The organism is Chitinophaga nivalis (assembly GCF_025989125.1).
Lineage (GTDB): Bacteria > Bacteroidota > Bacteroidia > Chitinophagales > Chitinophagaceae > Chitinophaga > Chitinophaga nivalis.
In genome coordinates, this window is sequence record NZ_JAPDNR010000001.1 from 2,064,587 (window position 1) to 2,076,208 (window position 11,622).

General features: G+C 43.1%; 9 protein-coding genes and 1 tRNA gene. 4 read left to right on the forward strand and 6 right to left on the reverse strand.

Annotated features, from left to right (window positions below; all coding sequences use genetic code 11):
* Positions 1–404: 404 nt before the first annotated feature.
* Both OL444_RS08470 and OL444_RS08475 read right to left on the reverse strand, forming a co-directional pair.
* Complete coding sequence (locus OL444_RS08470) at positions 405–833, reverse strand: hypothetical protein (protein WP_264733649.1); 429 nt, start codon at positions 831–833, stop codon at positions 405–407.
* 30 nt (positions 834–863) lie between these two features.
* Positions 864–2,045: a hypothetical protein gene (locus tag OL444_RS08475; protein WP_264733648.1), complete on the reverse strand. Its 1,182-nt coding sequence runs from the start codon at positions 2,043–2,045 to the stop codon at positions 864–866.
* Between the two features lie 1,623 nt (positions 2,046–3,668).
* Between OL444_RS08475 and OL444_RS08480 the strand changes: the two genes are divergently transcribed.
* Positions 3,669–3,941, forward strand: coding sequence for a hypothetical protein (locus OL444_RS08480; RefSeq protein ID WP_264733647.1), 273 nt, complete (start codon positions 3,669–3,671; stop codon positions 3,939–3,941).
* 360 nt (positions 3,942–4,301) lie between these two features.
* Here the strand turns inward: OL444_RS08480 and OL444_RS08485 are convergent.
* Both OL444_RS08485 and nfi read right to left on the reverse strand, forming a co-directional pair.
* Positions 4,302–4,375 (reverse strand) — tRNA-Asp (locus OL444_RS08485).
* Between the two features lie 129 nt (positions 4,376–4,504).
* Positions 4,505–5,176, reverse strand: a complete 672-nt coding sequence (gene nfi, locus OL444_RS08490; protein ID WP_264733646.1) for a deoxyribonuclease V — start codon at positions 5,174–5,176, stop codon at positions 4,505–4,507.
* A gap of 93 nt (positions 5,177–5,269) precedes the next feature.
* Here nfi and OL444_RS08495 point away from each other — a divergent pair, with 93 nt between their 5' ends.
* Together OL444_RS08495 and OL444_RS31790 are read left to right on the forward strand one after the other, a co-directional pair.
* Positions 5,270–6,670, forward strand: coding sequence for an ATP-binding protein (locus OL444_RS08495; RefSeq protein ID WP_264733645.1), 1,401 nt, complete (start codon positions 5,270–5,272; stop codon positions 6,668–6,670).
* A gap of 10 nt (positions 6,671–6,680) precedes the next feature.
* Complete coding sequence (locus OL444_RS31790; protein WP_307734816.1) at positions 6,681–8,339, forward strand: NAD(P)/FAD-dependent oxidoreductase; 1,659 nt, start codon at positions 6,681–6,683, stop codon at positions 8,337–8,339.
* A gap of 226 nt (positions 8,340–8,565) precedes the next feature.
* On the opposite strand, the gene OL444_RS08510 is transcribed toward OL444_RS31790, so the two are convergent.
* Positions 8,566–8,964 (reverse strand): DoxX family protein, encoded by a 399-nt coding sequence (locus OL444_RS08510; protein WP_264733644.1) that lies wholly within the window; start codon positions 8,962–8,964, stop codon positions 8,566–8,568.
* A 172-nt stretch (positions 8,965–9,136) separates the two neighbouring features.
* Here OL444_RS08510 and OL444_RS08515 point away from each other — a divergent pair, with 172 nt between their 5' ends.
* Complete coding sequence (locus tag OL444_RS08515; RefSeq protein WP_264733643.1) at positions 9,137–9,532, forward strand: winged helix-turn-helix transcriptional regulator; 396 nt, start codon at positions 9,137–9,139, stop codon at positions 9,530–9,532.
* A gap of 46 nt (positions 9,533–9,578) precedes the next feature.
* On the opposite strand, the gene OL444_RS08520 is transcribed toward OL444_RS08515, so the two are convergent.
* The gene (locus OL444_RS08520; protein ID WP_264733642.1) at positions 9,579–11,381 is read right to left on the reverse strand and encodes an endo-1,4-beta-xylanase; all 1,803 of its coding nucleotides are present in this window, start codon (positions 11,379–11,381) and stop codon (positions 9,579–9,581) included.
* Positions 11,382–11,622: the final 241 nt, after the last annotated feature.

An 11,622-nucleotide genomic window follows, 5' to 3' on the forward strand; every position in this document is an offset into this window, starting at 1 on the left:
ATTTAAAAATACTATTGCGGTGGCATCCATCTCTAAAATGCCGGGAGGTCAAAATGCTGGGTAGAATCTGCGGCTTTAATTGAGTGAAAAAGAGCGTAAATGAATAAAGCCTGCGACCAGCGCAGGCTTTGAAATTTCTAGTGATCCGGCTAAATTTTCCATGAACACTCTTTTCGCATTAATGGCCCTCACTATAGCAAAACAGGTTCAAAAAAATATAACGCACCGGTCTCCTTCTCCTCCTTTGAATACCTTCTGCATAATTTTTTTGTTATCCACATTTTTTCATCCAAAATTCTTATTTTAAAAAACTACTGAACTAGTAACTTAGAATATCTATCAGGTTTTTAGGACCCACCGGTTTTTTTTGATAAAAAACACCTGATTAGATACTTATTTTTAGCCTATTTATCAGGATTCCATGCCTCTGGTTTCTCATTCTTAGGTTTAGGAGGAGGAGTCACTACTGTATCGGAAACAGGCGTATCATTCTTAACCTTATCAGCAGTCTCTCTGGCTTTACCCATCACTCCTGCACCAGGATCAACTACCGTCGAAGGATTAGCCATCGATGTTTCTACGCTGTTACTACATTGGTTAATATCAGCCGTCACTGATTTGATGAAGTTGAGTACTATATTGGATTGTGGAGAAGTTTCTCTCACGATTTTCGGATCTTGCTGAACTGGTTGTTCAGGTTTAAACGGATCGTGAGGAGCGACACTGACTGATTCATTTTCTTTTTTTGGTATGAATCCCGAAAGTTGCTCTTCTGCTGTACTTCCCCCACCAGATAAACTGCGGGCAAAATTGAAAATATCTTGAAATGCCATATTATTGTATTTAGATAAGTTATATTAATTTTACAAATTATGAGGGCGCTCTGTTCCAAATTTTTGACTAGCATCTCTATAAAGCGGCTTAGTCTCAAAAATAGTATGGATTACATCCAGCGCTGATACTGTTTCTGCCATTCCTTTTGCTCTGTATAATTTACCTGACTCTACGAGCTGCAAATAAGATATATTAACAGGAATTATTTTAGACGGAGTTAAATAATTAGTACTGGCAAGTGGCGGCCCATTCCCATCCGCAATAGGAAGAACTAAGTCGTCATAATTCAATGCAATATATCCACCAAACGTAATGGGTATTTCATAGGTAAATTGCTTCACCTGACGCCTTTGTGTTGCTGTGGTTTCAACGCGGGAGTTGGGAGAAATACTACCTGAAACATTAGAACTTGAATTCCATGATGTTGTTACTGTACCAGAAATTGTGCCCGTCAAAGAAAGCCCTAGTTCTGCATGTAACTCTCCACGACCGATAGCAGTACCTGTTCCCGTGAAACTTACCATGTTTGAATTGGTGGAAGCAATATCCGTTTTTGTAGTAACTTCCGATTTACTTTCAGTACCAGATTCATCTTCAGTACCTATATCGTCTTTATGATTATGATCATGATGGTTTTGTTTGGTAGTATTGCCGGTAAGATTTTGCAGGCTATTAGTCAAACTCTCTGTCAAAATCGTCTGTATAGTCTGTGACATTTGTCCTTGTAGTTCCCCGGCAACCAATCCGCCAAAAGTAGCGCTTCCCGTAGTGGATAAAGTCCAGGAGATGGTATTTTCTATATTAAATTCAATAGTGTCGGCAAACTGACGTACCTCAGCAGATCTATTGTCATAGGTCCTGGTAGATATTACATCCGCAACGGGTGGAATGATATTCGACCTTTCTTCAAATAAGGGGGCTCCAATTTCGAAAAATCCGATCCATCCTCTTTGTGCAGCGTTCGGATCAGGGAAATTACCAAATTTTTGATCGTTTATAGAAACTCCTACTGGCCATAACGGAATTTGTTGATTTTTACTATCCAGCACAGGTACTCCTTTTTGATCTACTTTAACCCTTCTTAATTCAGGTACTTTTTTATTCAAAAAATCCTGAATTAAATTAGGTGTTATTCCTAACTCTTCCATGTTTTCAACTGTGATGACGCGGCGTTTCGCGGCATCCACAGTGTAAGTGGTGATTTGTGGCATATTTTGAGATTATATTTGATGTTATTATGTTGCTTTCTTACAACAATAGTCCGGTGGTTTTTTAAACTAAGAATTTGGGATGAAAAGATTTGGGTAACAAAAAAGTTATACAAAATATATTCAAAGAAGGAGAAAGAGCATGAAAAAGGGGCATGATTTGGTATGAAACAAAAGAGAACCGCCTTTAATAAATCGATAGGATTTATCAGCACAGGTATGGATCAAATAATTGGAATGCCCCAACCTCAGAAGACATTTCTTACATGGCTTTTTTGAAAAATGAGGAATGCTTCGGGCGGGTTCATTTATTAAACCTGTTCCGCTGTAGTGAGGGTCATTATTGCGAAAAGAATATTCGTGGGCAATTTAGCCGGAAAATAAACTTCCCGGGATTGTTTGATAGCGCGTTTCTTAGTCTGATGCATGATAAACCAGCAAACGGCGTCATGACTAATGACATTTTAAATCTTTTCATAAGGATTAACATTTTAGGGGCTAAAGAATAAAAAATTTAATCAATGCTACTGGATTAAATCGATGTTGAAAGTATTCTTATCTGGTATTCATCCGTATAACTTTTTTAAGGCATAACAGGTTTACATTAAGTATTAACGGCGCTAAAAGCCGGATCAATATGAAAAAGATCATAATGACTTCCGGTTGTTCTTTGGAGATTATCACTGTTAATAATTGAAGTATCAATATACAGTACTCTTACGTTTTGATGTAATGAGAGTCTGCCTATCAGGGCTTAACAGGTATTACAAACCAGTCTTAACAACAAGTGTATTATTTTTGAGTTAACTGCGCTATGAGGTTCTTTGGGGTTCTCAATTGATGCTGTGTCTCCTGATTTTATTTCTTATTTCAGATACAATCTATATGAACCGTTATATGGAGTAAACCTCAATAGCCGTAACTCAGTACATTTCTTAGATACGACAATTGGATTTCTTTAATGGACTTATTGAATGGTTAATACAAACTGGTTACAAACTAAAAGAAACTAAGCTATAAAAAACTTTTTTGTCCAATCAAATGAAGCTGATTTTCCAGGTTATTTCAAGTTAACCAATATGAATATAGGATTTATTTATTGAAGTTGGCATTTTTTTTTGCCAAAGATTTTTTAAAAAATATAGCAATATAAAATATTCCGATTTTCAAAAAAACAAACTTAAAATAGTGTGATTTAGAGGTCATCCAGGATGATGATTTGAATGTCAAATAAGAGTTAGAGACGTCTGCTATCTTCATTTTTAGCTCTCTCATGAAATCACCGGGTGTTCATGCTGTAATGATATAGAATTAAAGACACGGAACATTCAATGGAGAAGATTATACGGCAGAAGATTGATCATGATAAATATGATATTACACGCAGCAATTATAAAGAAGTAGCGACTGATCTAATCAGACTTCGTACTGTATATTTATTCAAAGAAAATTGAGAACTTGAACATGAATGTATAAATAGAAAATGGTCTCCTCAACCAACGACATTACCAGCGAACCTAAATAACCTACTGCATACATCGAAGAAATATTCTGGCAACCGGGGTTAACGTCGGGGATGTACTTAAACACACCGCATTCTTTCAAATTGCTGCTGCTTCGGCTGGCATGAGAAGCGCTATTGCCCCTATTTTCCAAGCAGCCGCCACATCAAACATTACCACCGATCCTTTTCTTCAAACTGCAAACAAATGCAGTACGAAAATTGATGACAATCCATTTCTTCAAGCCGCAAACAAAGATGCCGTGAAGCAGTCACCGCCCCCTGATATTGCTAAAAAGAAAGCAACCGGGAAAAACTGCCTGTTAAAAATAACAGACAAAATAACACCAAAAAATAAAGGACAATTACAACGAGCGTTTAAAACTCAGGTCCTCTAAGGATTATGTAACAAATAATATACTTTAGTAAAAGCTAATTAACCTGAATAAAGTACGGGAAAGAAATCGGAGTTATATAAAAGGAACTCAACTAAACACTCGACTAAAAAACAAAACCCCACGCCTTGCGTGGAGGTTTATAAGTTGTCTGTGATCCCGCTGGGATTATAATTTATGTTTTACTTTCTATGCAAATAAAAAATTTAAAGTTAGCGAATTCAATAGCTGAGAGGCTTAGTCAACGATAGTTAACCTTAATAAAGCTATATAAACCAGTCGGGGAAAATTAAAGGGGAATCGACTAACAACTCGACTAAAAAAGAAAAACCCGCTCACTGAGCGGGTTCCTGATAAATCTTGCGGACCAGACGGGACTCGAACCCGCGACCTCCGCCGTGACAGGGCGGCATTCTAACCAACTGAACTACTGATCCTCACTGTGGACGGGCCTTTTTGCCCTACCGTTGTCCCCGTTTGGGGTTGCAAATATAGAAATATTTATTTCATTTCGCCAAATAAATTTTTAATTTTTTTTAATGATACGCTGTAATGCATACTGGTGGCTATTTTGATTGCTCTTTGTAGGCCTCCATTGCTAAGCGTGCATAATGATCAGCGATACGGGTAGTCTCCGGCAACCGGTATTGCGTAGCCATTTTCAGCACAATAGCAGTAGCCGTGTCCAGGGATATTTTATGGCCAACGGAAACAAATACCGGATTGATACCGGCTTGGGTGCGCAAGGCATGGCCAATCAGCGACTGGTCATCCTCGGCATACAGGCCGGCCATGCTGCCTCTTGGTTCGTCCAGGGGCCCGTATTGGCCACACAGCCTTGTTTTCCCACAGCCAATCACGGGTTTGTCGAGGGTGACCCCTAAATGACAGGCCAGCCCAAACCGGCGTTGATGCGCCAGTCCCTGTCCATCGCAGATGATGAGGTCCGGTTGTACGGTCAGTTTTTCGTATGCCCGTAACAGTGGGGGCATCTCCCGGAAAGAAAACAGTCCTGGTATATAGGGAAAAGTAACTTCCATACAATGAGATGCCACGGCGATCACTTCCAGGGTTTCATAGTGTAGCAGTACAATGCTGCCGGCAATGAGGGAAGAATCTTTATCGTATTCCACATCCGTACCGGCAATGATGTTAATGGTGGCCGGTAGTTGATCGGTGCAGATGACCTGTTGTTTCAGCGTTTCCTGTATGGCAATGGCTTCGGCTGTAGTAAGCATAGGATGATTTGCCGGGAAATTACAAATTAAGCAGGAGATGATAATGGCGGCATGCTGCTTAATTCGTAATTTGAAGGTACTAATTCGCCTTATATGGAAGCTATCACAGCATTACAGCTCAAACAAATTCCAGCCCTGGAAGAGGTGCCGGCAGCGCAGCTGCAATGGCTCATTGATGCGTCGGAAGATAAGCTGCTAGCGGAAGGCGACTTCCTGTTCCGGACTGGTGACCCGATAGTCGCGACGATGATTGTGATGACGGGAAAGGTGCGTATGTCTGCCTCCGTAAATGGTCACTACCGGGAGATTGCGGAGCTGAATGACGGGAGTATCACCGGCTGGCTGCCCTTTTCACGGGCGAAAAATGCATTGGGCAATGGTACCTGCATCAAGGAAACGCGGGTGTTGATTTGTCCGGCAGAAAAGATCAAAGCCAGTACAGCGCAGCATTATGAACTGACGGAAGCATTGGTGCATATCATGACCAGCCGGGTGCGGGAAAATACTTCTATGCAGCAACAGAATGAGAAAATGATGGCCCTGGGTAAATTGTCTGCCGGACTGGCCCATGAGCTGAATAATCCGGTGGCAGCGATTGTGCGGAGTGCAGCAGGGCTGAGCGATAATATCCGGGGGATTCCGGAAATATTCAAACAGATGGCAGCGATGCAGCTCACATCGGAACAGGCCACTGTTATTGTAGACCAGTTAAATGTTATACAGGCAGGTGAACCGGAGAAACCATTCAGCTTAATGGAGTTGTCGGACCGCGAAGAGGCCATTGAAACATGGCTGGAGAGCAAAGGGGTGACACAGTATGAAACAGCGGCTATATTGGCGGCATATGGCGTTACTACCACTGACCTGGCTACTTTCAGTGACCAGTTGCCGGCAGCACAGTTAGCGGTTATCTTCGACTGGATACAACGGGCGCTGGTAGCCAACAGGATGGTAAAGGATATGCTGTTGTCGGCCAGAAGTATTGCTGATCTGGTATCTGCCGTAAAGAGTTATACCTACATGGATCAGGCAACGGATATGCAGTTTATAGATATCCACACAGGTTTGCATAATACGCTTACCTTGCTGGATTATAAGCTGCGTAAAGGTAATGTGGAAGTAGTCACCCGTTTTGATACAACGTTGCCAAGGATAAAGGCACTGGCAGGAGAGCTGAATCAGGTGTGGACCAATCTCATTGACAATGCCATTGACGCCATGGAAACCCATCAGAAAGGACAACTGGAAATCACCACTACACAGGACCGGCAATGTATTCATGTGCTGATATCAGATGATGGTATTGGTATCCCGGAAGAAAACCGTTCACGCGTATTTGAACCTTTTTTTACCACCAAGGAAATCGGTAAAGGTACCGGTCTGGGATTGGATATGGTGAGCCAGATTATAAACCGGCACCGCGGATCGGTGAAGCTGATACCGGCACCCGGAAAAACCATATTCAGGATCTCTTTTCCTGTAGAAAATAATTAAACCAGCAGTTATGAGCTTGCCTATAATTTTTGCTATTGATGATGACCGTCAGGTGCTGAATGCCATTACACAGGACCTGAAAGCCTATTACAGAAAGGAATACCGGATCTTAAGTACACTGTCTGCTACAGAAGCATTGGAAAGCCTGGTAACGCTGAAAAACAGAAATGAAACCGTGGCGATGTTTATCTCTGACCAACGAATGCCGGAGATGGAAGGCGTAGATTTTCTGCAGCAGGCTATCCGTATTTATCCGGATGCGAAACGGGTGTTGCTGACAGCTTATTCTGATACCAACGCGGCTATTAAAGCCATTAATGATCTCCGGCTGGATTATTACCTGATGAAGCCCTGGGATCCACCGGAAGAAAAACTGTATCCGGTATTGAATGACCTGCTGGATGACTGGCAGAATGGTTACCGGCCCGATTTTAAAGGGATTAAAGTACTGGGTTATGATTTTTCTGCCGCCTCTTATCATATCAAGGAATTCCTGGCCAGTAATCTGATTCCTTATTTATCCGTAGATGTTGTTACGGAGGAAGGCCGGCAGCTGATGGAATTAAATCACCTGACAGCAGAAGATTTACCGGTAGTGATCTTTGAAAACGGGGAGGTGGCAAAGGCGCCGGCGATTATTGATATTGCGGCCAAGATAGGATTGAATCCTACTTTCAGCAATGAGATATATGATGTGGTGATTATCGGCGCCGGACCGGCAGGTCTGGCAGCAGCGGTGTATGGCGCTTCCGAAGGATTAAAAACGTTGCTGGTAGAACGACATGCGCCTGGTGGCCAGGCTGGTACCAGCTCCCGTATTGAAAACTACCTGGGCTTCCCTTCCGGGCTTAGTGGGGCGGAGCTGACACGCCGGGCTATTACGCAGGCAACCCGTTTCGGCACAGAGTTTTTATCACCGCAGTCGGTACAATCCATCCGGCTGAAAGCCAACTACAAAATTTTATGCCTGGAAAATGGGGCAGAGATCAATGCAAAGGCAGTGGTAATTACCACCGGGGTGGATTATCGTAAACTGGATACGGTAGGGATTGAGCAGTTTGCCGGCGCCGGTGTATATTATGGCGCAGCCACTACAGAAGCAGCTTCCTGCCGCGACAGAGTCGTGTATATCCTGGGCGGCGGTAATTCCGCCGGACAGGCAGCGGTATATCTTTCCAAATTTGCCAGACAGGTATTTATTGTCATCCGACGGGAAGACCTCAGTGCTACCATGTCGGCCTACCTGATTATGCAGATTGCCGGTATTGATAATATTACCCTGGTATCCAACAGCGAGATCACCGCGGCAAAAGGAAATGACCGGTTGGAGCAACTGCATATTCAGCATGTGCAAACCCGCGAAGAACGTATCGTGCCGGCAGATGCCCTGTATATTTTTATCGGCGCCCGGCCGTATACCGACTGGCTGGGAGAACTGATTATGAAAGATGAAAAAGGATATGTAAAAACCGGCCGGGAGATGAAATCATTTGATCATTTTGGTAAGCTATGGAAGCTGGAGCGGGAACCTTATCTGCTGGAAACCAGTTGCCCCGGTATCTTTGCTGCCGGTGATGTGCGTTCGGGTGCGATGAGCCGGGTGGCTTCTGCAGTGGGAGAGGGTTCTATGAGTATCAGTATGGTACATAAATACCTGGCGGAAATATAACTATAGTAACTATATAGCAATTACGCCCTGTACCACGGTAACCCGCCGTGATGCAGGGCGTTGTTAATGTGATCCAGGGCGAGGTTAATAGGAATGGTAATGAAACAATATGCAATAGCGAATAGTGTGCAGTTATAGTATGTGGATATGCATGGTTCCGTAAATAGACTGTTATATCACTACAGTGTTAATAAAAGCATGGTTCCCGCTTGTTTTTCCTAAAGTTTTAAGCTAACTTTTGTTGAGGAAGACTGTGTTGTTTTGCCAGTAGCAACTTATGATAGTGGATATAGGAGACAACAAGCAATATGATAAATAAGAAGGGGGCTGTTACTACTGAAGTGGGGTCACCACTGGAAAAATGAGCGATGGCCGCTGAAATGAACGTAAACCCAAAACCTGCATAGGCGAACTCTTTCAACTGTTTGGGGACTGCAGGTATGATCAATACCAAGGTGCCAAGTATTTTTGCCACTGCCAGTTCTATTCTGAAATAATCCGGGAAACCCAAATGGTGAAACCCTTGTTTGATTTCCGGATTGGTAAGGTAGCTAAGTGCACTGAATAACATCATAATGCTGATAAGGCCGGTGGTTATCCAGAATATAATCTTGTTTTTTTTCATATTGGGATGCCGTTTTGTTGAATGAATAAAAGCAAATGATTAAAAGATACTGCAGTTTCGTTTGTCATAATTGCTGATGTAAAACTAGCGATATTAGCGTATGAAAGCAGGCTGCTATACTGGAAGTAATTAGTAACCTTTTGGTTAGTTAACTGTTAAAACAAGAACGATCATGTTACAAGATCCGAAACTTACTGATCAGTCATGCAATGCAAGCCTACGTGCCATTGATGATGCTTTGTATGTGATTGGAGGGAAATGGAAACTGAGAATTATTGCGGCTTTATCAGATGGGAAAACCCGGTTTAATGAGTTGCAGCGAAAGGTATCCGGGATATCTGCCCGGGTGCTGTCGGCAGAGCTGAAAGAGCTGGAGCTGAATGGGTTTATTAAAAAACATGTTTCCTCGCAAACACCTGCAATTGCTGAATATGAACTCACTCAATATAGTTTAACCCTGGATACATTATTACATGCATTAAGCGACTGGGGAGCCCAACATCTGCATAAGATAAGAGGGAAGGAGGCGGAACCTGAAAAGGTGGCAGCAGATCAGCCTAAAAAATAAACCCGCCGGAACAGCGGGTTTGGTGAGATCAGCATGGTGTATCCGGTTATTTATGTTGTAGTTGCTGTAATAAAGCATGATAAACCGGTTTTGGACGCATATCGGTGTCAAATGGTAATCCGTTTCCATAATCTACGGCGGCGGTTTCCGCTGCACGCCAGCCCAGTGAAGAGTACCGGTCAGTGAAGCCCCTGGTGCTAAACCCCGTACAGTTTGGGTTGTTCATGCATACCGCCAGAATCTCCTTAAAATAGGTGGCCTGTTTTTGTTGTAAGGAAGGTGTTACTTTATCTGTGTGCAGATAAACATCCATTTCAGATACCCTGACTTCCAACCCCAGGTCTGTAAATTTTTTCATCGTATAAGCCAGTGCTTCCGGATCTACAGGTCTATGCCCTTCTCCCATATCTTCATGCATCTGAAAGGCAATACCATGAACAGGTACGCGGCGTTGCAACAATCTTTTTACCAGTTGGTAAAGTGCATTGCATTTATTGTTGGGATCATTTAATACCAGGTTTTCCACGCCATATTCGTTGATATACAATTTGGCCGCCGGATCAATGCGGTGCGCCAGATTAAAGGCGATATCTATGTATTGTTCACCCAGTGCCTTGAACCAGGGAGAAGATTCCCGCAGCCCTTTTTGCCGGTCCAGGTTTTTATCCCGGATAGGTTCATTCACAACGTCCCATGCTGCTAGCTTTCCTTTATAGTGAGAGACGACTGTACTGATATGTTCTGTATAGACTTTTTTGATTTCTTCCGGATTGTTTTCCAGTTCATGCACCCAGGCCGGGATGGCTTCATGCCAGGCGAGGGTATGGCCCTGTACATCTATTTTGTTGCGATGGGCAAAATCTACCACCGCATCTGCTTCTGCAAAAGCATACAGGTGCCGCTGCGGATGTATGAACTGGAATTTCATATCGTTTTCAGGGGTGATGATGTTGTATTGGGCCGCCGCTGTTCTGGCATACAGGCTGTCCGTCAGGAGCGGGTGAGCCGTGAGGGCTGCACCAATGTATAAATGCCTGGGTAAAAGATTAGCGACGGTTCGCAGGGTATTCACAAAGTAGGGGACGGTATGCAGCTGATAATCCATCACCGTTACTTTACTGCGTGTATTCGCCGCTCTGGCCATGAGCTGGTGCAACAGAAAGCTGCTGCCTCTTTCTGCTGCTGCGCCGAAATATACTTTGCCGGAGGCAAAAATGCCGTTGGTATCTCTCAGCACGCCGGCGAAAATATTATCGACATACCATTCAATTTTATCGCCGGTTTTTTTGAGGTGAAACTGTACTTTTTTTACACGCCCGATGTCTGCTGCAGATTTGTGTATAGCTTGTTTGCCGTCATGAACAATCAGTTGCAATTGCTGTGCTTTAACGCCGATGGCAATAGCTTTTCCTTCCTGTTTCCATTCATCGTAGATGTCTGGTAGCTGTCCACAGAAGTATAACAGCGCACTTTTTTCTGATTGAACGGAGATGGTAGCCGTGATGATGAAATCGCCCTGTACGCGTAAATAAGGTCCCTGTAAATTATAAGGTGGATTGTCGGTTGCTTTTTTGTTGTCATCTTCGGTCCAGGATTCTTCCGGCGCGGCTATTTTCGGCACAATACCTCTGTCGAGACCTTGTATCCATATACCTTCCGGCTTGACTACAGCGCCTGAAAAGTGTTGCCAGTCGTGGCCCTTGAGGAGGTCCATGAAAGGTGTTTCTTCTTCATTGACACGTGCGGTGTTGCAATAACTTTGTTGCTTGCATCCGAAAGCAATTGCGAATACGATAAATATGATCAGCAATATAGTCAGGAACTTATTGCGGTAGATGTATACCACCATGCGTACAAAAACTTAATAGGTTTTATTTGAACATGCCTGTCCGTAACAAACGTTATAGTGCTATGCCTGATATGAATAACTGTCAGACATACAGATATAGTTAAGCATAACAGGTCTGGGACCGGCTTACAGCCATTCGTGTCCCGATAATAAAAGCCATGATTCTCCAAACACTCATATTGCTGTAGTGCATTGTGAAATAATGATCACCAGTTGTATTGTTCTCTATCATTACGCACGA

What these genes read in the sequence shown, in the direction of transcription:
- OL444_RS31790 (WP_307734816.1), top strand. Translation starts at nt 6,681, where the DNA reads ATGAGCTTGCCTATAATTTTTGCTATTGATGATGACCGTCAGGTGCTG.
- OL444_RS08515 (WP_264733643.1), top strand. Translation starts at nt 9,137, where the DNA reads ATGTTACAAGATCCGAAACTTACTGATCAGTCATGCAATGCAAGCCTA.
- OL444_RS08470 (WP_264733649.1), bottom strand. Translation starts at nt 833, where the DNA reads ATGGCATTTCAAGATATTTTCAATTTTGCCCGCAGTTTATCTGGTGGG.
- OL444_RS08520 (WP_264733642.1), bottom strand. Translation starts at nt 11,381, where the DNA reads ATGGTGGTATACATCTACCGCAATAAGTTCCTGACTATATTGCTGATC.
- nfi (WP_264733646.1), bottom strand. Translation starts at nt 5,176, where the DNA reads ATGCTTACTACAGCCGAAGCCATTGCCATACAGGAAACGCTGAAACAA.
- OL444_RS08475 (WP_264733648.1), bottom strand. Translation starts at nt 2,045, where the DNA reads ATGCCACAAATCACCACTTACACTGTGGATGCCGCGAAACGCCGCGTC.
- OL444_RS08495 (WP_264733645.1), top strand. Translation starts at nt 5,270, where the DNA reads ATGGAAGCTATCACAGCATTACAGCTCAAACAAATTCCAGCCCTGGAA.
- OL444_RS08480 (WP_264733647.1), top strand. Translation starts at nt 3,669, where the DNA reads ATGAGAAGCGCTATTGCCCCTATTTTCCAAGCAGCCGCCACATCAAAC.
- OL444_RS08510 (WP_264733644.1), bottom strand. Translation starts at nt 8,964, where the DNA reads ATGAAAAAAAACAAGATTATATTCTGGATAACCACCGGCCTTATCAGC.